Below are 20619 nucleotides of genomic sequence, written 5' to 3' on the forward strand. Positions count from 1 at the left end.
CAAAAGGGGGCATTATGCCAAAAGTGTGGCAAAAGCGGGACTGATTCTGCGCCTAGACGAAGAGATCGATCTGGTGATCGGGATCCGGCTTGTGATCGTCCTCTTCAGGTGCTGGCTGATCACGCTTGGCCGATGGATAAGGCTGCTGGCGCTGCTGGGAGTCACCGTTGTCGGTGCTGGTCTTGCGCAGCTGATGCTTCTGGCTGATCTGGGTCACTTCCCGCTTGATGTCGTCACTGCTCGGGGCGGCCGGTGCCCGGGGCAGAATGGGGAATAACAGGTCCTGACTGGGCATGATGTCGCCTCCTCTGGCTCACCTTGTCTAGTTATCGACCAGAAAACCGTTTTCTCAACTTTAATCGACCAAATCACATTTTCCGGTTGCTTTTTCCGTCAAGGCAGGTAGTTTAAATCGGGCGTCAACTACGACATCTTATTTGTAAAGGATTAATTACATGCAGTTCACCAGCCTGAAGACTCATCACCACCATCATCATCCCGAATAGTCTTTCAGGAGGTTGACTGCTGGAAGACACTTAACTGGTGACTTCCAAAAGGACCGCAAGATTCATAAGCCCTCGGAAGCACTGACTTCCGAGGGCTTTTTCGTTTTTGACTAGAAGGAAATCGAGCAATGGAAACACAACGTCTGCGCATCGCCATGCAAAAATCTGGTCGTCTGAGCCAGGACTCCCAGGCCCTGTTCAAGAGCTGCGGCCTCAAGATCAACCTGCGCGAACAGCGCCTCATCGCCCATGTCGAGAACATGCCCATCGACATCCTGCGGGTACGCGATGACGACATCCCGGGGCTGGTGATGGAAGGGGTGGTCGACCTTGGCATCATCGGTGAAAACGTGCTGGAAGAGGTGCAGCTCATCCGCGCCTCCCAGGGCCAGCCCTTTGCGGTCAAGACCCTCAAGCAACTCGACTTCGGCGGCTGCCGCCTCTCCCTGGCAGTGCCGGACGACGTCACCTACACCGGGCCACAGAGCCTCGCCGGCAAGCGCATCGCCACCTCCTACCCGGGGCTGCTCAAGCGTTTCTTCGATGAAAAGGGGCTCGGCTTCAAGAGCGTGATGCTGGGCGGTTCGGTGGAAGTAGCCCCCCGTGCGGGCCTGGCCGATGCCATCTGCGATCTGGTCTCCACCGGCGCCACCCTGGAGGCCAACGGCCTCAAAGAGGTAGAAGTGATCTACCGCTCCAAGGCAGTACTGGTGCAGGCACCCAACTCCTTGTCCGATACCAAGCAGAAGATCATCGACACCCTGCTGCCCCGCATTCAGGGGATGCAGCAGGCGCGCGAGAGCAAGTACATCATGCTGCACGCGCCCAAGGACAAGCTCGATGCCATCACCGATCTGCTGCCGGGCGCCGAGCGTCCCACCATCATGCAGCTGGCGGGCGAGACCAACCAGGTGGCGCTGCACGTTGTCTCCAGCGAGACCCTGTTCTGGGAAACCATGGAACAGCTCAAGGCCCTCGGCGCCAGCTCCATTCTGGTGCTGCCCATCGAAAAAATGATGGAATAAGGAAGGGACATCATGCAGACCCTGATCTGGAAGACCCTCTCATCCGTCCAGCAAGCCGACGTGCTGACCAGGCCGGCCTTGAGTGACGAAGCCGACATCGGCGCCGCGGTGCGGGAGATCATCGCTGCGGTGCGCAGCCGGGGCGATGAGGCCCTGCGCGAGCTGAGCCAGCGCTTCGAGCGCGCCCCGCGCCAGCAACTGCAAGTGAGCGATGCCGAAATCGAGGCCGCCTGCGCCCGCTTAGATGACGATATCAAGGGCGCCATCGAGGCGGCCATCGCCAACATTCGCACCTTTCACGCTGCGCAAGTGCAACCTGTAGTGCGGGTGGAAACCCAGCCCGGGGTGGTGTGCGAGCTGCGCACCCAGCCCATCAGCCGGGTCGGCCTCTACGTGCCGGGGGGCAGTGCGCCGCTCCCCTCCACCGTGATGATGCTGGCCATTCCGGCAGCGATCGCCGGTTGCCGTGAAGTGGTGCTCTGCACCCCGTCCCCGGCCAGCGACGAGATCCTGTTTGCCGCCCGCGCCTGCGGAGTCGAGAAGGTGTTCGCCATCGGCGGCGCCCAGGCCATCGCCGCCATGGCTTATGGCACACAGAGCATCCCCAAGGTGGACAAAATCTTCGGCCCAGGCAACGCCTATGTGACCGAAGCCAAGGGCCAGGTGTCGCGCGACTGGCGCGGCGCCGCCATCGACATGCCGGCCGGCCCCTCCGAGGTACTGGTGATCGCCGATGAGAGCGCCAACCCCGCCTTCGTGGCGGCGGATCTGCTCTCCCAGGCCGAGCACGGCCCCGACAGCCAGGTGGTGCTGGTGACCACCTCGCCGCTGCTGGCCGACGCCATCAACGGCGAGATCAAGCGCCAGCTGACCAAGCTGACTCGGCGCGATATCGCCGCGCAGGCGCTCGGCAGCAGTCTGGTGATCCTCTGCGACGATCTGGCAGAAGCCTGCACCATCTCCAACGCCTACGCGCCGGAGCACCTGATCGTGCAGACCCGCGCTCCCCGTGATCTACTGGATCAGCTTGAGAATGCCGGCTCCATCTTCCTGGGAGCATGGACGCCGGAATCGGTCGGCGATTACGCCAGCGGTACCAACCACACTCTGCCCACCTACGGTTATGCCCGCACCTGCTCGAGCCTGGGCCTCGCCGATTATCAGCGCCGCTACACGGTGCAGGAGCTGAGCGAGCGCGGCATTCAGGGCCTTGGTCCCATAGTCGAGCGCATCGCCCAGGCCGAGGGGCTTGATGGCCACAAAAATGCCGTCACCCTCAGGTTGAACGCCCTGGCCGCCGCGTCCCAACAAACAGCACAGCAGAAGGATTTGTCATGAGCATTGCCAACCTGGCGCGCCGCGTGGTGCGGGCCCTCACCCCCTATCAATCCGCTCGCCGCATCGGCGGCAAGGGCAACGTCTGGCTCAACGCCAACGAGGCGCCACTGGCCTATCCCTTCACCATCGAGGGCAACCGTCTCAACCGCTACCCCGAGTGCCAGCCGGCCGAGGTGGTGAATGGCTATGCCGCCTACGCCGGGGTCAACCCCGATCAGGTGCTGGTGAGCCGTGGCGCCGACGAGGCTATCGAGCTCTTGATCCGCACCTTCTGCGAAGCGGGTGAAGATCAGATCCTGATCTGCCCGCCCACTTACGGCATGTACGCCATCAGCGCCGAAACCTGTGGCGTCGGCATCGTCGAGCAGCCGCTCACCGCCAGCCGCCAGCCAGACTGGCCCGCCATTGCGGATCGCCTCTCCGACGTGAAACTGGTGTTCCTCTGCTCCCCCAACAACCCCACCGGGGATCTAGTGGGCCGCGACGGTCTCATCGCCCTGCTGGAAAAAGCCCGGGATCGCGCCATCGTGGTGGTGGACGAAGCCTATATCGAGTTCTGCCCCGAGGCGTCCGTAGTGGACCTACTGGCCCGCTTCCCCAATCTGGTGGTGACCCGCACCCTCTCCAAGGCCTTTGCCCTGGCGGGGATCCGCTGCGGCTTTACTCTGGCAAGCCCCGAGGTGATCGCCATGCTGGCCAAGGTGATCGCCCCCTATCCCATCCCCGAGCCCATCGCCCAGATCGCGGCGCAGGCCCTCTCCCCCATGGGACTGGAGCTGATGCAGGAGCGAGTGGTGGAGCTCAACAAGCAAAAAGCCGCCTTCAAGGCAGAGCTGACAAAGCTTGCCTGCGTGAAGGAAGTGTTCGAGGACAAGGGCAACTTCGTGCTGGTGCGCTTTGTGGATGGCGCCGCCGTCTTTGCTGCCATGAAGGCCGCCGGCATCATCTTGCGGGATTTCTCCAGCAAGCCGGGCCTGGACAACAGCATTCGCGTCACCATCGGCTATCAGGGCGAGATGGACGCCGTGCTGGCGGTATTGCGTGACCTGCCCTCTCCCTCTTTTTAAGACAAGGATGTAGCGATGAAGACCCCGTTTTTGTTTATCGACCGCGACGGCACCCTGATTGAAGAGCCGGTGACCGACAAGCAGGTCGACAGCCTCGCCAAGCTGCGCTTCGAGCCCATGGTGATCCCGGTGTTGCGCGAATTGCAGGCCGCCGGCTACGTGCTGGTGATGGTGACCAACCAGGACGGGCTGGGCACAGCCAGCCTGCCGCTGGAGAACTTTCAGCCGCCCCACGACCTGATGATGCACCTGTTTGAATCGCAAGGGGTGAACTGGGAGCAGGTGCTGATCTGCCCGCACTTCCCCACCGACGGCTGCAGCTGCCGCAAGCCCCACCTCGGGCTGGTGAAGGAGTATCTCGCCTCCGGTCGCATCGACTTTGCCAACTCCTTCGTGATTGGTGACAGACAGACCGATCTGCAACTGGCCGACAACATGGGCATTCGCGGGATCCGCTACCACCCGCAGGATCACGACTGGCTCGCCATCCGTGATCAGCTGCTGTCCAAGGGGCGCGTGGCCGAGGTGGAGCGTTACACCAAGGAGACCCGCATTCAGGTTGCGGTGGATCTCGACAAGAGCGGCGGTAACCAGATTGCCACCGGCATCGGTTTCTTTGATCACATGCTGGATCAGATAGCAACCCATGCAGGTTTTCGGCTCAAGCTCAAAGTGAGCGGCGATCTGCACATCGACGATCACCACACGGTGGAAGACGTCGGGCTGGCGCTGGGTCAGGCGCTGCGCCAGGCCCTTGGCAACAAACGCGGCATCGGTCGCTTCGGCTTCGTGCTGGCGATGGACGAGGTGCAGGCGGTGATCGACGGTCGCCCCCGCCTGGTTGACGGCGCCAATGACAGAGCCCAGGCCCCCTCGCTGACCGAGCTGGACGTGGCCACCGCGCTCGACTTGAGCGGCCGCCCCTACTTCGTGTTCGACTGCCCAAGCGGTTTTGGCCGCGACAGCGTGGGCGAGATGGCCACCGAGATGGTGCCCCACTTCTTCCGCTCCCTCTCGGACGCCATGGCCATCACCCTGCAGATGAAGGTGGGCAGCGGCAACACCCACCACCAGGTGGAGGCGCTGTTCAAAGGCTTTGGCCGCGCCCTGCGTCAGGCCATTCGAGTGGAAGGGAGCGAGCTTCCCTCCAGCAAGGGAGTGCTGTGATGGATATAAGCAAACAGAAGCTGGTCATTATCGACACCGGCTGTGCCAATCTGGCCTCGGTCAGGATGGCGTTCGAGCGCCTCGGCGTGCAGCCGCGGGTCTCCCGTGAGGCTGCCGACATCGAGCGGGCGGACAAGCTGATCCTGCCCGGCGTCGGCACCGCGGTGGCCGCCATGAAAAACCTCAACGAGCGCGGGCTGGTGCCGCTCATTCGCGCCGCCAAACAGCCGCTGCTCGGTTTTTGCCTCGGCATGCAGATGCTGGCGGAGGCCTCCGAAGAGAGCATGAGTGCCGATGGCAGTGAAGGCGATCTCATCGACTGCCTTGGCATAGTACCGGGCAAGATCCGGCTGATGGAGGTCGGAAATCTGCGCCTGCCCCACATGGGCTGGAACCAGATTGAACACGACGAGACCCATCATCTGCTCAAGGGAATTCCGAGCGGCAGCTACTTCTACTTCGTGCACTCCTATGCGCTGGAGGTGACCGAAGCGACGCTGGCGACCTGTGACTACGGCAAGCCTTTCACCGCCATCGTGGGCGGGGTTGCAGAGCACAGCAATTTCTTTGGCGCCCAATTCCACCCGGAGCGCTCCGGCGCGGCCGGTGCCCGCCTACTGCAAAACTTTTTGGAGCTGTAACAAGGATGATTATTCCAGCCATTGATCTGATTAACGGCCAAGTCGTGAGGCTCTATCAGGGCGACTACGGCCAGAAGACTGCCTACAGCGACAGCCCGCAGGCCCGCTTCGACGAATATGTCTCCCAGGGGGCGGTGCAACTGCACCTGGTGGACCTTGATGGTGCCAAGGATGCCAAGGCGCGCCAGCTCCCCCTCATCGCCCAGCTGCTGTCGGCCACCGAAGCGCCGGTGCAGGTGGGGGGCGGCGTGCGCAGCGAGCAGGATGTGGCAGACCTCTTGGCCGCTGGCGCCAGCCGGGTAGTGATCGGCTCCACCGCCGTCAAATCGCCGGGCCTGGTGGCCAGCTGGATGGAAAAATACGGCCCCGAGCGTATCGTGCTGGCGCTGGACGTCAACATTGATGCCCAGGGCAATCGCCATATCGCGGTGGCCGGCTGGCAGGAGAACAGCGGGGTGACCATCGAGGCGCTGATCGAGCGCTTTCTGCCCGCCGGTCTCAAGCACGTGCTCTGCACCGACATCAGCCGTGACGGCACCCTCTCAGGCACCAACGTCGAGCTCTACCGGGATCTCTGCGCCCGCTATCCGAGCGTCGGCTTTCAGGCCTCTGGCGGCATTGGCGGCATCGAAGACATCGAGGCGCTCAAGGGTTCAGGGGTCAAGGGGATCATCCTCGGCCGCGCCCTGCTGGAGGGCAAGTTCTCGGTAGGGGATGCCATCGCCTGCTGGGGAAATGGCAGCCTGTAAGCAAGCCGCAGCATTGTCATCAGGACGTCGATTGAGAGAGAGGCTCCCTGCCGGGCCGTCCGGCCGGCAGCCTCTTCATCAAGGGGTAAATCGAGGTAAGTCCTTATTACTTGGTAACAATTGACTCTATACTCGAATTCACTGAGACAACGTCACGGAGGACCTATGTTTACATCTCACTCCGCCACCATCCTGATTGTCGATGACTCACCCGAAAATCTGATGGTGCTGACCGACCTGCTCTCTCCCACCTATCGGGTGCTCGCCGCCCAGAGCGGGGAGAAGTGTCTGCGGATCGCCACTGGCAAGACAATCCCGGATCTCATCCTGCTGGATGTGATGATGCCTGGCATGGACGGCTATGAGGTGCTCAAACAGCTGCGTATTACCCCTGCAACCAGTCGTATTCCAGTGGTGCTGCTCACCGCCCTCGCCGACCCCCAGAGCGAGGAGTACGGGCTGTCGCTGGGAGCCGCCGACTACATTACCAAACCCATCAAACCGGCCATCGTCCAGGCGCGGGTACGCACCCAGCTGGAGGCCAAACAGGCCCGCGACGGCCTTCAGAATCAGAACGCGGCGCTGGAGGCCGAGGTGGCACGCCGGATGACCGAGAACGACCTCATCCAGCAAGTCTCCATCCGGGCGCTCGCCCATCTGGCGGAGATCCGCGACCCCGAGACCGGCAATCACATCTTGCGTACCCAGGGCTATGTCAGGCAACTGGCCTGTGCGCTGGCCAGCCACCCCCGTTTTACCGACACCCTGACCCCCCGCTACATCGATCTGCTGAGCCGCTCGGCGCCGCTGCACGACATCGGCAAGGTGGGCATTCCGGATCAGATCCTGCTCAAGCCGGACAAGCTGACCCCGGCGGAGTGGCAGATCATGCGCACCCACGCCAAGCTCGGCAGCGACGCCATCGAAGAGGCCGAGCGGGACATCGAGCAGCCGCTGGTGTTTCTCACCCTGGCCAAGGAGATAGCCCACTGGCACCACGAGAAATGGGATGGCAGCGGTTATCCCGACGGCCTGCAAGGAGACGCCATCCCGCTCTCGGCACGCCTGATGGCACTGGCGGACGTGTTCGACGCGCTGATCAATGTGCGGGTTTACAAGGCGGCCATGCCCTATGAGGAGGCGCGCGCCCTGATCCTCTCCGGCAGCGGCCAGCATTTCGACCCGGATGTGGTGACGGCGTTTGACAACCACTTCGAGCAGTTCGTCGCCATCGCCGAGCGCTATCAGGATGACAATGAGGCCAGACATGGCTGAGCAGCCTTCGTTGACCCGAGCCCATGTGCTCAACGTCGTGCTCACCTATGCCGCGGTGGCAAGCCTGTGGATCCTGCTCTCCGACAAGGCGGTGGAGTGGCTGTTCAGCACCCCGGCCCAGTTCGCGCTGGCCAGCACCATCAAGGGGTGGCTGTTCATCCTCATCACCGCCACCATGCTTTATACCATGTTGCGCCGGCGCATCGACCAACCGACGGTGACCACCACCCCTTCCCGGCGCCAGCTGCTGCCGTTCGTGCTGCTCAACGGCCTGATCCTGGCCCTGACCGCCATGGCCATCGCCCAGAACATCAACCTGACCCAGGACAAGGAGGCCGCCCGGCTCGAAACCATTGCCGATCTCAAGAGCAAGCGCATCACCGAATGGCTCAGCGCCCGGGAATTTGACGCCCACATTCTGTTTGAAAACCCGCTATATGCGGCCCTCTATCGCGAAGCCCAGGCCACCCGGGCCGGTCACGTCAACCTGATGACCAAACTGGACGAATTTATCTCCATTCGCCGCTTCAGTGCCGCCAGCGTGCTCTCGCCAGAGGGCAACCTGCTGTGGCACACCCCGGATGCCGGCGGCCTGAGCGCCCAGTTGCGCGCGGCGTTGAAGGACGCAACAAGCGGCAGCATCACCCGGGTCGGCCCCTATCTGGACGAACAGGGTCAAGCCCGCCTTGACTTTATCGCCCCGTTCCCCATGACGGGCGACAAATCGCCTTTCATCGTGCTGCAGATAAGCCGCAGTGACTGGCTCAACAGCATTCTCAAATCCTGGCCGGTGCCGGACAGCAGCGGTGAGGCCCTGCTGTTTCGCCGTAGCGGCGATCAGATCCAGTTTCTCAACGATGTGCGCTATCGCCCCGGTTCAGCCCTCACCCTGCATTTGCCTGTCAGCAGCAAGGAGCTGCTGGCAGCCCAGTACCTGCAGCAGAGCCGCAATGAAGAGGGCAAGGCGCTCTTCTTTGGCAAGGATTACCGCAACACGCCGGTATTTGGCACCGTACAGCCGGTCATGGGCACCGACTGGTATCTGCTGGCCAAGATAGACAGGGCCGAGCTCAACCGGGCTGAGCTCAAAGAGAGTATCTGGATCGGGTTGATCGGCCTGCTGGTACTGTTCATCGCCAACACCGGCATAGTGCTGCTGCGCCAGCACACCCAGCTGCAGATGGCCGAGCAGGTTCGCCAGTCCCAGGCCGGCCGCCTGCAGGCGCTGCAACTGCTCTCCGCCATCGCCGACAGCTCGGAAGATGCCATCTTCGCCAAGGACAGAGAGGGCAAATACATCCTGTTCAACCGGGCCGCCAGCCAGTTCGTCGGCAAATCGGCCAGCGAGATGCTGGGTCAGGACGACATGGCCATCTTTCCCCCCGATCAGGCCCGCATGCTGATGGCGCTGGGTGAACAGGTGATCGCCAACAACCGGGTACAGACCCAGGAGGAGTACCTGACCCTGCCAGGCGGCGAGCGGGTGTTCCTCGCCACCAAGGGGCCGCTGCAAGACAGCGATGGCCAGGTGATAGGCATCTTCGGCATCTCTCGCGACATCACGGATTTCAAGCGGGCCGAAGCGGGCCTGCGTGAGCGGGAGGGGCTGTTTCGCGCCCTGGTGGAACAGTCACTGGCCGGCATCTACATCATCCAGCAGGGCCAGCTCTGTTACATCAACCCAGGATTTGCCCGCCTGTTCGGCTACGCCTCGACCGCCACCCTGCTCAAAATTGGCACCCTGCATGCCCTCGCTAGTCCGAAAGACAGCGCCAGGGTGGCTGAGCAGCTGCAGCGCTGCGAACAGGAAGACAGCGAGATCCACACCCGCTTCACAGCCCTGCACCACGACCACCAGAATATCGAGATGGAGCTCTATGGGCGCCGTGTCGATTATCGCGGCCAGCCCGCCGTGCTTGGCCTGCTGCTCGATGTCACCGAACGGGAACAGGTCGAGCAGGCTCTTACCCGTCAAGCCAGCGAGCTTCGCCAGCAAAACAATGAACTGGAGCGATTCAACAAGGTGATGGTGGACCGGGAGCTGGCCATGCTGGCCCTCAAGCACAAGATCAACGAGCTGTCACTTCAGCTTGGGCAACAGCCCCCCTATCCGCAGGCCCCCACCCCGCCGGAGGAGTCCCTATGACGCGCTGGTCTTCACTGTGGCATCCTCGCCAACCCAGACAGCGCTGGGGGGTCTGCCTGCTGGCCGTGCTGCTGCCTGTGCTGATGCTGCAGATCCGGGTCCAGCTGCCCATCGCCTTTGGCGAGCGGCCGCTGCTGGTACTGTTCATGCTGCCCATCACCGTCTGCGCCCTGCTCGGTGGCCTGCTGCCCGGCCTGCTCTGTACCCTGGTGAGCGGTCTGCTCACTACCTACTTTCTGCTCGCCCCGCTTCATGAGCTGCGCATCGGCGCCGGGCAGGATCTGGTGCAGTGGGGCATTCTGATCGCCAACGGCGTTCTCATCAGCCTGCTCAGCGCGGCCATGCACCGCTCCCGCGCCCGGGAAACCCAGCGCTGGCAGGAGCTCAGCAGCATCCAGTCCCGCCTGCAACAGAGCGAGACCCGCTTCCAGGCTACCTTCGAGCAGGCTGCAGTCGGCATCGCCCTGGTCTCCCCGGACGGCAAGTGGCTGCGGGTCAACCGGCGGTTGTGCGACATGCTGGGCTACCAGGCCGACGAGCTGATGGGCATGACCTTCCAGCAGATCACCCACCCGGACGATCTCTTCATCGATCAGACCTACGTGGCCCAGATGCTGGCAGGCGAACGTCAGCACTACACCCTGGAGAAGCGTTATCTGCGCAAGGGCGGCGAGGTCCTCTGGATCACCCTGACGGTGGCGCTGGTCAAGGATCTCAAGGGAAAACCGGATTACTTCATCTCGGTCATCGAGGATCACCAGCAGCGCAAGGAGACCGAAGAGGCGCTGCGTCGCAACGAGGGGATCCTGCGCGAATCCCAGCACCTGGCCAAGATCGGCAACTGGCGCTGGAACATCGCCGATGACAGCCACTTCTGGTCGCCGGAGATCTACCGCATCTATGGCCGCGATCCCTCCCTGCCCCCGGCCATCTACCCCGAGGTGAGGAAGTACTTTACCCAGGATGGCTGGCGCGCCATCGCCCAGTCGGTCGAGCGCTGTCTGCAGGATGGCCTGCCCTACGAATGCGATGCCGAGGTGATCCACGAACAGGGCGAACCAGTCTGGATCATCGCCCGCGGCGCCGCCCTGCGCGCCAACGACGGCACCATCGTCGAGCTGTATGGCACTGTGCAGGACATCACCGAACGCAAGCTGGCCGAGCAGCAACTGTTGCACAACCAGCAGGTGGCCCTCGATACACAGCGCCGCGCCAGGCTGGCGGCACTCAACCTGATGGACGACGCCATCAGCGCCCGCATCCGCGCCGAAACCACCAGCAGTGCCCTGCGCGAGAGCGAGCAGCGGCTGCTGATGGCCCAGGAAGGTGCCCACGTCGGGATCTGGGAGTGGAACATGCAGGGCGGCCGGCTCTTCTTCTCGCCCGAATGCGCCCGCCTCTATGGCCGCAGCGCCGAACAGCTCAGCGAGTTCAAGCAGTGGCACAGCTGCCTGCACCCGGACGACAAGCCCCGCCTCGACAAGTTGCTGGCCGAGCTGCCGGCAAGCGGCAAACCCATCGAGATCGAATTCCGGATCCTGCTACCAAACGGCGATGTACGCTGGCTCAGCAGCAAGGGCAGCATCTACCGGGATGCCCAGCAGCGCCCGCTGCGCCTGCTCGGCATCCACCTCGACATCACCGAGCGCAAGCAGGCCGAGCAGCAGTTGCGCCAGCTTTCACTGGCCCTGGAGCAGAGCCCGGATGGCGTCTTCATCACAGATACCCAGGCCCGCATCGAATATGTCAACGTCGCCTTCCTAGCCGCCAGCGGCTACCAGCAGAGCGAGGTGATAGGGCAGACCCCTTCCCTGCTGCGCTCCGGCCTCACCCCAAAGGCCACCTATATCGCCCTGTGGGATGCCATCAAGCGCGGCCAGCGCTGGCACGGCGAGTTCATCAACCGGCGCAAGGACGGCTCCCACTATCAGGTGCTTGCCACCGTTTCTCCCATTCGCCAGGAGAACGGGGCCGTCACTCACTACGTGACGGTGCAGGCCGACATCACCGAGCAGAAGCAGCTCGGCGAGGAGCTGGACCAGTACCGCTACCACCTGGAGGAGATGGTCAACGAACGCACCCTGCAGCTGGCTCAGGCCCATCAACGGGCGGAGAGTGCCAACCGCGCCAAGAGTGCCTTCCTGGCCAACATGAGCCACGAGATCCGCACTCCGATGAACGCCATTTTGGGGCTCACCTACCTGCTCAAGCGCGACACGCCGGATCACACCCAGCAGGATCGACTGGAGAAGATCGACAACGCCGCCCAGCACCTGCTCACCATCATCAACGACATCCTGGATCTCTCCAAGATCGACGCAGGCAAGATGGCGCTGGAGCAGAGCGACTTCTCCCTTACCGCCATGCTGGACAACGTCAGCGCCCTGATGAGCGAGCAGGCTCGCGCCAAAGGGCTCACCATCATAGTCGACATCGGTGATACCCCGGCCTGGGTGCATGGCGACATCACCCGCCTGCGTCAGGCACTGCTCAACTACGCGGCCAACGCCATCAAGTTCACCGAGCAGGGTTCGGTCACCTTGCGGGTTCGGGTGGATTACCCGCTTGCCAGCGGCTATCTGCTGCGCTTCGAGGTGGAAGATACCGGCATCGGCATCAGCCCGGAGCAGAACGAAAAGCTGTTCCAGGCTTTCGAACAGGCGGATGTCTCCACCACCCGCAAATATGGCGGCACTGGCCTTGGGCTGGCCATCACCAGCCGGCTTGCCACCCTGATGGGCGGGGAAGTCGGGGTCACCAGCACCCTTGGCAAGGGCAGCTGCTTCTGGTTTACCGCCCGCCTCGCTGTGGGTCAGGGCGAACCGCAGCAACCGGCAGCGCTCGAGCAGACGGTGCAGCAGGCCCTCTTCTTTGCCAACCACGCCAGGGTATTGCTGGTGGAGGACAACGCCATCAACCGCGAGGTGGTGCTGGAGCTGCTCAACAACAGCGGTCTCGTCATCGAGACGGCGGTCAATGGTCAGGAGGCGCTGGAGCGCGTCAGCCAGCACCCGTTCGATCTCATCCTGATGGACATACAGATGCCGCTGATGGATGGCTACAGCGCGACGCGGGCCATCCGCGCCCTGCCGGGCTGGGAGCAGGTTCCCATTCTGGCGCTGACCGCCAGTGCCTTTGAAGAGGACAGAAAGGCCTGCGAATCCGCCGGCATGAACGATTTCATCGCCAAACCGGTGACTCCCGCCAAGCTGTTCGAGGCGCTGCAGCAGTGGCTGCCCCACAGCACGGCCGCCGCCCCCAAATACCAGCGGCGGACGACCGACCTGCTGACTGGCCCCCTCACCCGCCTGCAAAATCTGCCCGGGCTGGATCTGCAACAGGGGCTGGCGGCGCTGCAGGGCAACCAGAGCAAATACGTCGCCCTGCTGCGCCACTTCGCCAGCGAGCACAGTCAGGACATGCAGCAGCTGGAGAGCCATCTACATGCTGGCGACAGGCCGGCCGCCAGCCGGCTGCTCCACACCCTGCGCGGGGTGGCCAGCACCCTTGGGCTGGTGGAACTGGCCGCCCAGAGCCAACAACTGGAGCAGGATCTGGCCAACAACAGCCAGACCCTGGCCGAGCGGATGGCACCGATCGATCGCCTCCTCAGCGAACTGCCGGGTCTGCTGGGGGAGGAAGAACCCCGCCCCGCCGCGAGCGCCGCGCCGCTTGGCAGCCATTGGCAACAACAGCTGCTGCGCCAGATTGAGGAGTTGCTGGTGCAGAGCGACACCGCCGTGATCCCGCTGTTTGAGCAGTACGCGGCCCCCCTGCTGCTCACCTTGGGGACGCCAGGCGAGATCCTGGCTCGCCAGCTGAAAGTGTTTGATTTTGATGGTGCCCTGCTCACCCTTCGTGAGCTGCTGGCAACAGATGGCTCTCAGCTAAGCTTGAGCGGCCAGGCGCCTGCTGGCACCAGCCGGCATCAGGGCGCGAACAAGCTGGATAAAGGGTTGAATCACTGAATAAAGTCGTGCATATAGTGGTACTCCCCCGAGTGAAGACGCCGCCCGTTTCGGGTCTCTTTTTCCCGCTCAGGAACCCGCTGTTAAAGCATGCAAGCCACCTTTTTCACTCGCCGCCGGGCCCCTGGGCCCGTTGGCAACAACGTTAGTTTTAACAGTGCTTTACATGGAGCAACGAGCATGTTGTCAAAGCGTATTATCCCCTGTCTCGACGTCAAAGATGGCGTGGTGGTCAAGGGAGTGCAGTTTCGTAATCACGAGGTGATGGGCGGCATCGTCGAGCTCGCTCGTCGCTACGCCAGCGAAGGGGCCGACGAGCTGGTGTTCTACGACATCACCGCCTCGAGCGATGAGCGGGTGGTGGACAAGAGCTGGGTAAGCCGGGTGGCCGAAGTCATCGACATCCCCTTCTGCGTCGCCGGCGGCATCAAGAGCGTGGAGGATGCCCGCCAGATCCTGGAGTTCGGGGCCGACAAGGTCTCCATCAACTCGCCGGCGCTGGCCGATCCCACCCTCATCACCCGACTGGCCGAGCGCTTCGGCGTGCAGTGCGTGGTGGTGGGCATCGACTCCTATTTTGATGCGCAGAGCGGTCACTATCAGGTCAAGCAGTTTACCGGTGACGAGAGCCGCACCCGCACCACCGCCTGGCATACCCTCGATTGGGTCGAGGAGGTGCAAAAGCGTGGCGCCGGTGAAATCGTGCTGAACGTGATGAATCAGGATGGCATGCGCCAGGGCTATGATCTCGAGCAACTCAAGCTGGTGCGGGCCGTCTGCAAGGTGCCGCTCATTGCCTCCGGCGGCGCCGGTGCCATGGAGCACTTTCGCGATGCCTTCACCCTCGCCGACGTGGACGGGGCGCTGGCCGCCTCCGTATTCCACAAAGGCCTTATCCCCATTCCCGAACTGAAACGCTGGCTGAAAACCGAAGGAGTCGCCATCCGTGAATAATCAAGCAGTAAACAACGAGCAGTCGCTCGCCGAACGCCTGGACTGGGCGAAATGTGACGGCATGATCCCCGCCATCGTCCAGCATGCCGCCAGCGGCGAAGTGCTGATGCAGGGTTTTATGACCCGGGAAGCTTTGGATAAAACCCTGGCAACCGGCCAGGTCACCTTCTTCAGCCGCAGCAAGCAGCGTCTCTGGACCAAGGGGGAGAGCTCGGGCCATGTGCTCCAGCTGGTCGCCATCACCACCGACTGCGATCAGGACTCCCTGCTGATCGCCGCCAACCCCGTCGGCCCCACCTGCCATCTGGGCAATCCCTCCTGCTTTGACGGCCATCCTTTACCGCCGCTTGGCTTCCTGGCCGAGCTCGAGCAGATCCTGGCAGCACGCAAAGGCGCGGATCCGGCCACCAGCTACACCGCCAGCCTCTATGCCAAGGGCACCAAGCGCATCGCCCAGAAGGTGGGTGAAGAGGGTGTGGAAGTAGCGCTCGCGGCCATGGCCAAGGATCGGGAGGAGCTCATCAACGAATCCGCCGATCTGCTCTACCACCTCACCGTGCTGCTGCAAAACGAAGGGCTGGCGTTGAAGGATGTGGTGCAGCGGCTGTATGAGCGCCACAACAAATAATCGTTGAACTCATATCGACAAAACGGGCCATCAGGCCCGTTTTGTTTTACGGCCACCACCGGCACGGAGCCGGCAGGTTGTACGCCTCTTTCAGCCGATGCGGGTCCAGAAACTCATGTTCACCGAGTCATGATCCAGCAGACTCAGGTACTCCCCTGCCACGGCATTGTGCAGCCACTGCTGGCAATAGGTTTCGACCAGTGACTGGCTGGGGGCCATCACCAGGTCAGCATAGAGGCCGTCGGCGCCGCGCAGCAGGCAGTGCACAATGAGCTCGGATTGCTGTACAAGAAACTCGGACTCGACCCTGTGTGCCAAGGCGAGCAGATCCGCCTCCGTCACCCCCTCCTTGAGCCTGAAAGTGGCAAACTCGACGCCCCCTACCCCTTGCATGTTGCCCTTGATGATCATCTTGTTTTCTCCGTTGTGGATGGTCTGGAGAAAACAGCATAACGAAGGGCTACTGACAGCATTGTGTCAGTTCTGAATTGTCGTCTCAGCGCCACTGCGCGCATGGGTGAACTCGTCCGACTGCCGCAGGGCGAGGTAATCGGCTAGGGTCACGCCAAGAGGTGCCCCTTCTCCCGAACGGCACTGTGCCAGGGTATCGATGCGATCCAGCCTGAAATCCCGATAGGCCTGACGCAGCGCACACCAGGCGCCGAGCGTCCAGCATCCGCCCCAGTAAAAGAGTCCGAGGGGATAGATATGGCGGCCCGTCTTGCTGGCTCTGGCATCCTGGTAACCGATTTCCAGCCAGCGGCCGGCGGTGATGGCCTCGTGCAACTGATCCCAGCGGGCGTATACCGGATGCGCCGTGCGATAGTCCGGCACCCGCACCACGGGGTCGCGGTCCGCCTGAATGCCCTGTGCCGGCAGTGCGGCCTCTATCTTGGCGAGCAGGGAGCGGGCCGGATCGGCCATCCCCTTGCCGGTCAGCACCGCCACCAGGTTCACCCCGGTGATGAGGGCCTCCAGCTCGGCTGCGCTCAACTGCAATGGGGCCATCTCGAACCCCTCGCTCAGCCGATAGCCCAGCCCGGCTTCACCATAAACAGGAATGCCAGCCAAAGAGAGGTCATCCATATAGCGGTAGATAGTGCGCTCCGAGACACACAGCCGCATCGCTAGCTCGCGGGCGGTTAAGGGCTGATGGACCCGCAGCAAGTTAGTCAATTGAAACAGTCGATCCGATTTTCTCACGGGTATCCTCAGGCTGGCGGGACATGCCGGCCATGGTAAGCCGGGACGGGCTCGAAAGGCACGTATTGTTGGCTGGCAACCGCTACCGGCGAGGCCTTGCTTCCTGCATCTCGCAAAGCAAAACGGGCCCGCAGGCCCGTTGATAGCGTGGCGCCCTCGCCAGAGTCACCCCAGCTGCTGGCGCAGCATAAATTTCTGCACCTTGCCGGTGGAGGTCTTTGGCAGGGGGGTGAAGATGATGCGCTTGGGGGCTTTGAAGTGGGCCATCTGCTCGCGGCAAAACGCAATGAGTTCGGCCTGGGTGAGTTCGCACCCCTCCTTGAGCTTGACGAAGGCACAGGGCACCTCCCCCCACTTCTCGTCCGGCATGGCGATCACCGCCACCTCATCCACATCGGGATGGCGATAGAGCACGTCCTCCACCTCCAGACTGGAGATGTTCTCCCCGCCGGAGATGATGATGTCCTTGGATCTGTCCTTGATCTCCACGTAACCGTCCGGGTGCCATACCGCCAGATCGCCGCTGCGAAACCACCCCTCCGCCATCGCCTCGGCGCTGGCGGAGGGGTTCTTGAGATAGCCCTTCATCACCACATTGCCGCGCAGCACGATTTCGCCCATGGTCTTGCCATCCCGGGGGACCGGCTCGCCGCTGACCGGATTGATGACCCGCATCTCCCCCTGCAGGGGTGAGGCCACCCCCTGGCGTGCTTTCAGACGCGACAGCGTGGTGGCATCCTGCCCCTGCCAGCTTCTTTGCGGTTCGCACAGCACGCAGGGGCCATAGGTTTCGGTGAGGCCGTAGACGTGGGTCACGGCGATCCCCATCGCCTCCATGCCGGCAATCACGGTGGCGGGGGGCGCCGCCCCTGCCGTCATCGCCTTGATGGGGTGGTCAAGCCCGCGTTTGAGGGCCGGATCGGCGTTGTTGAGCATGTTGAGTACGATGGGCGCGGCGCAAAAATGGGTCACCTTGTGCTCGTGCAGCGCCTCATAGATGGCCGCCGCCTGCACATGGCGCAGGCAGACGCTCACCCCGGCCGTCGCCGCCAGGGTCCAGGGGAAGCACCAGCCGTTGCAGTGAAACATCGGCAGGGTCCAGAGATAGACGCTGTGCTTGGGCAGCTCCCAGGAGAGCACGTTGTTGACCGCATTGAGGTGGGCGCCGCGATGGTGATAGACCACCCCCTTGGGGTTGCCGGTGGTGCCGGAGGTGTAGTTCAGGGAAATTGCCTGCCACTCATCTAGCGGCAACCAGCCTGGCTCATCCCCATTGCCCTCTGCAAGAAACGCCTCATAGTCGAGGTCGCCGACCAGCTCCCCCTCCCGGTAGAGGGGATCGTCGATGGCGATGAGGAGCGGCGAGTGTTCAATCAATGCCAGCGCCTTGCGCACCACGGCGCCGAACTCCCTGTCTACCAGCACCACCTTGCTCTGGGCATGCTGGAAGATAAAGGCCATCGACTCGGCATCGAGCCGGGTGTTGATGGTGTTGAGCACGGCGCCGCTCATGGGCACCCCGAAGTGGGCCTCGAACATGGCCGGGGTATTGGGGGCGACGATGGAGACGGTATCCCCCTCGCCGATGCCGCGGCGGCGAAGGGCCGAGGCCAGCTGGCGACAGCGTCGCTCGGTCTGGGCCCAGCTCTGGCGCAGGGGGCCGTGGATCAGCGCCGGATAGTCGGGGTAGACCCGGGCGGCCCGCCCCAGAAAGCTGATGGGGGTCAGCGCCTCATAATTGGCGGGATTTTTTTCCAGATCGCGCTGATAGATGTTCTGCTCTGTCATCGGGTTCCTTCCTCACAGGTAGCAAAAGCGGTGCGCTCCCGGGAGCGCCGGCAACCATCCTCTGGCGTCCTGCCAGAGGGTGCTCGTATCGGGGATCACAGCCTACCGCGAGGTGATGGTCGCAGGTATTAGCAAAACGTCTTAGAGGCGCTGCGCCGGCGACGATAATCTGACCGAACTGCATGCTGGCGCCTGTTTTTTCAGCGACAAATGTCGACGGCCAATATCCTCGGCATAAAAACCGGAAAATAATGAATATGCTGATGCTTGCATGCAAACTGGCCATATCAGGTTGCAGGCTTGCCGATATCGATGTATTTCTAAACATCGTCATCTGGATATTTATGGCATAAGCAAGCGCATCGGTTTATTGCCAATAAATTAATGACAAATTTCTCATGAAATATATTTTGTGACGGCTTCCATAAAGCAGGCCCGCAGCGCTGTTCATGCTTCCCCTCGGCGGGTTATGGTTTCCTGGTGAAACAATCTACCGGATGTTCAATATCAGGCCAGATTTCTCGCCATACGATGCGCCACAACCAGTGAGTTTGCGCACTCCCGCTGCATGACGAAGGAACCCTATCGACCCGATATTCCGCCGAGCCCGAACCTGCTTTATCAAGGAGCATTTTATGTGTGCCGAGCCGAATACCCAGACCCGCAGACAATTTCCCACCGCGTTTACCATTTTGTTTTTGATCATGTTGTTGGCCATCGGGCTGACCTGGATAATTCCGGCGGGCGCCTATGCCAAGCTCTCTTATAATGCCGCCAGCCATATGCTGACCATCAATACGCCGCAAGGGGAAACCCGGCGAGTGCCCGCCACTCAGGATGAGCTGACCAGGCTCGACATCAATATCGGGGTGGAGCAGTTCGTCAACGGCACCATCCGCAAGCCCATCGCCATCCCCGGCACCTATGAGCGGCTGGCCCAAGCGCCGAAGGGGCTCTCCGACGTGGCAGTGAGCATGGTCAAGGGCACCATAGAGGAGGCCGACATCATCGTCTTCATCCTGGTGCTGGGGGGGCTCATCGGCGTCATCAACAAGACCGGCGCCTTCAGTGCGGGGCTGGTGGCGCTGTCGCGCAAGACCCGCGGCAACGAGTTCCTGTTTGTGGCGCTGGTCTGCTTGGTGATGGCGCTGGGGGGCACCACCTGCGGACTGGAGGAGGAGGCCGTCGCCTTCTATCCCATCCTGGTGCCCATCTTTCTGGCGCTCGGCTATGACGCCATCGTCTGCGTGGGGGCCATCTTCCTTGCCGCCTCCATGGGCACTACCTTCTCCACCATCAACCCCTTTTCGGTGGTGATCGCCTCCAACGCCGCCGGCATCCCCTTTACCGAGGGGCTGAGCGTTCGCGCCGTCGGCTGTCTGGTAGGCACCCTGGTGGTGATCGGTTATCTCTACTGGTACTGCAAGAAGATCAAGGCCAACCCGGCCTTCTCCTACACCTATGAGGACAGAGAGAGCTTCCGGGCTCGCTTCCTGAAAGAGGGATCCCTCGATGAAGAAGTCCCCTTCACCCTGCGCCGCAAGATCATCCTGACCCTGTTCATCCTCGCCTTCCCCCTGATGGTGTGGGGCGTCTCCATGGCTGGCTGGTGGTTCCCGCAGATGGCGGCCTCCTTCCTGGCCGTCGCCATCGTCATTATTTTCATTTCGGGCCTGAAAGAGAAAGAGGCGGTCGAAGCCTTCACCCAAGGGGCATCGGAACTGGTGGCGGTGTCGCTCATCATCGGGCTGGCGCGCGGGGTCAACCTGGTGCTGGATCAGGGGATGATCTCGGACACCATCCTGGCCTATGCCTCCAGTCTGGTGGCCGGCATGCACGGCGCCGTGTTTGCGGTGGCCCAGATGCTGGTGTTCACCCTGCTGGGGCTGGTGGTGCCCTCCTCCTCTGGGCTGGCGGTGCTCTCCATGCCCATCATGGCGCCGCTGGCGGATACCGTGATGATCCCGCGCTATATCGTGGTGTCGGCCTACAACTGGGGACAATACGCCATGCTGTTCCTGGCCCCCACCGGGCTGGTGCTGGTCACCCTGCAGATGCTCGGCATCCAGTTCAACCAGTGGGTCAGGTTCGTGCTGCCCATGGTGGGCTTCGTGCTGGGATTTGGCGCCCTGATGCTGGTGGCGCAGGTGATGCTGATCTAGCG

16 protein-coding genes and 1 other annotated feature are annotated in these 20619 nt (G+C 62.4%); of the genes, 12 read left to right on the top strand and 4 right to left on the bottom strand.

Annotation, left to right across the window (positions count from 1 at the left end):
• Nucleotides 1-52: 52 nt before the first annotated feature.
• Nucleotides 53-295: a hypothetical protein gene (locus R2E40_RS11675; RefSeq protein ID WP_011706055.1), complete on the bottom strand. Its 243-nt coding sequence runs from the start codon at nucleotides 293-295 to the stop codon at nucleotides 53-55.
• Between the two features lie 186 nt (nucleotides 296-481).
• Nucleotides 482-606, top strand: a sequence feature (His leader region).
• Nucleotides 607-634: 28 nt separating this feature from the next.
• Here R2E40_RS11675 and hisG point away from each other — a divergent pair.
• From hisG to hisIE, 11 genes are all read left to right on the top strand, one after another.
• On the top strand, nucleotides 635-1531 hold the full coding sequence (gene hisG, locus R2E40_RS11680) for an ATP phosphoribosyltransferase (protein WP_318163406.1): 897 nt from the start codon (nucleotides 635-637) through the stop codon (nucleotides 1529-1531).
• Nucleotides 1532-1543: 12 nt separating this feature from the next.
• The gene (hisD, locus tag R2E40_RS11685; protein WP_318163407.1) at nucleotides 1544-2869 is read left to right on the top strand and encodes a histidinol dehydrogenase; all 1326 of its coding nucleotides are present in this window, start codon (nucleotides 1544-1546) and stop codon (nucleotides 2867-2869) included.
• Complete coding sequence (gene hisC, locus R2E40_RS11690; RefSeq protein WP_318163408.1) at nucleotides 2866-3936, top strand: histidinol-phosphate transaminase; 1071 nt, start codon at nucleotides 2866-2868, stop codon at nucleotides 3934-3936. Before hisD ends, hisC begins: the two co-directional genes overlap by 4 nt.
• 15 nt (nucleotides 3937-3951) lie before the next feature.
• Nucleotides 3952-5103 (top strand): bifunctional histidinol-phosphatase/imidazoleglycerol-phosphate dehydratase HisB, encoded by a 1152-nt coding sequence (hisB, locus tag R2E40_RS11695; protein ID WP_318163409.1) that lies wholly within the window; start codon nucleotides 3952-3954, stop codon nucleotides 5101-5103.
• Nucleotides 5103-5744, top strand: a complete 642-nt coding sequence (gene hisH, locus R2E40_RS11700) for an imidazole glycerol phosphate synthase subunit HisH (RefSeq protein WP_270826181.1) — start codon at nucleotides 5103-5105, stop codon at nucleotides 5742-5744. Before hisB ends, hisH begins: the two co-directional genes overlap by 1 nt.
• A gap of 5 nt (nucleotides 5745-5749) precedes the next feature.
• Entirely contained in the window at nucleotides 5750-6493 is a 744-nt protein-coding gene (gene hisA, locus R2E40_RS11705; RefSeq protein WP_102988714.1) for a 1-(5-phosphoribosyl)-5-[(5-phosphoribosylamino)methylideneamino]imidazole-4-carboxamide isomerase, read from the top strand.
• 165 nt (nucleotides 6494-6658) lie between these two features.
• Nucleotides 6659-7768, top strand: a complete 1110-nt coding sequence (locus R2E40_RS11710; RefSeq protein WP_016350784.1) for a two-component system response regulator — start codon at nucleotides 6659-6661, stop codon at nucleotides 7766-7768.
• A complete protein-coding gene (locus tag R2E40_RS11715) occupies nucleotides 7761-9914 on the top strand; it encodes a PAS domain S-box protein (protein ID WP_318163410.1) in 2154 nt (717 codons plus the stop codon). The genes R2E40_RS11710 and R2E40_RS11715 overlap by 8 nt, the downstream gene beginning before the upstream one ends.
• Nucleotides 9911-13882: a PAS domain S-box protein gene (locus R2E40_RS11720; protein WP_318163411.1), complete on the top strand. Its 3972-nt coding sequence runs from the start codon at nucleotides 9911-9913 to the stop codon at nucleotides 13880-13882. Before R2E40_RS11715 ends, R2E40_RS11720 begins: the two co-directional genes overlap by 4 nt.
• A gap of 180 nt (nucleotides 13883-14062) precedes the next feature.
• Nucleotides 14063-14836 carry an imidazole glycerol phosphate synthase subunit HisF gene (gene hisF, locus R2E40_RS11725; protein WP_024945358.1) on the top strand — a complete coding sequence of 258 codons (774 nt, stop codon included), beginning with the start codon at nucleotides 14063-14065 and terminating at the stop codon, nucleotides 14834-14836.
• Complete coding sequence (hisIE, locus tag R2E40_RS11730; protein ID WP_318163412.1) at nucleotides 14829-15464, top strand: bifunctional phosphoribosyl-AMP cyclohydrolase/phosphoribosyl-ATP diphosphatase HisIE; 636 nt, start codon at nucleotides 14829-14831, stop codon at nucleotides 15462-15464. The genes hisF and hisIE overlap by 8 nt, the downstream gene beginning before the upstream one ends.
• A gap of 90 nt (nucleotides 15465-15554) precedes the next feature.
• On the opposite strand, the gene R2E40_RS11735 is transcribed toward hisIE, so the two are convergent.
• The 3 genes from R2E40_RS11735 to R2E40_RS11745 form a co-directional block, all read right to left on the bottom strand.
• The gene (locus R2E40_RS11735) at nucleotides 15555-15875 is read right to left on the bottom strand and encodes a hypothetical protein (RefSeq protein WP_318163413.1); all 321 of its coding nucleotides are present in this window, start codon (nucleotides 15873-15875) and stop codon (nucleotides 15555-15557) included.
• Nucleotides 15876-15941: 66 nt separating this feature from the next.
• On the bottom strand, nucleotides 15942-16640 hold the full coding sequence (locus R2E40_RS11740; RefSeq protein ID WP_318163414.1) for a YafY family protein: 699 nt from the start codon (nucleotides 16638-16640) through the stop codon (nucleotides 15942-15944).
• Nucleotides 16641-16832: 192 nt separating this feature from the next.
• The gene (locus R2E40_RS11745) at nucleotides 16833-18455 is read right to left on the bottom strand and encodes an acyl-CoA synthetase (RefSeq protein WP_318163415.1); all 1623 of its coding nucleotides are present in this window, start codon (nucleotides 18453-18455) and stop codon (nucleotides 16833-16835) included.
• 635 nt (nucleotides 18456-19090) lie between these two features.
• On the opposite strand from R2E40_RS11745, the gene R2E40_RS11750 reads away from it, so the two are divergent.
• The gene (locus R2E40_RS11750; protein ID WP_318163416.1) at nucleotides 19091-20617 is read left to right on the top strand and encodes a YfcC family protein; all 1527 of its coding nucleotides are present in this window, start codon (nucleotides 19091-19093) and stop codon (nucleotides 20615-20617) included.
• Nucleotides 20618-20619: the final 2 nt, after the last annotated feature.

The organism is Aeromonas sp. CD (assembly GCF_033349375.1).
Taxonomy (GTDB): domain Bacteria; phylum Pseudomonadota; class Gammaproteobacteria; order Enterobacterales; family Aeromonadaceae; genus Aeromonas; species Aeromonas hydrophila.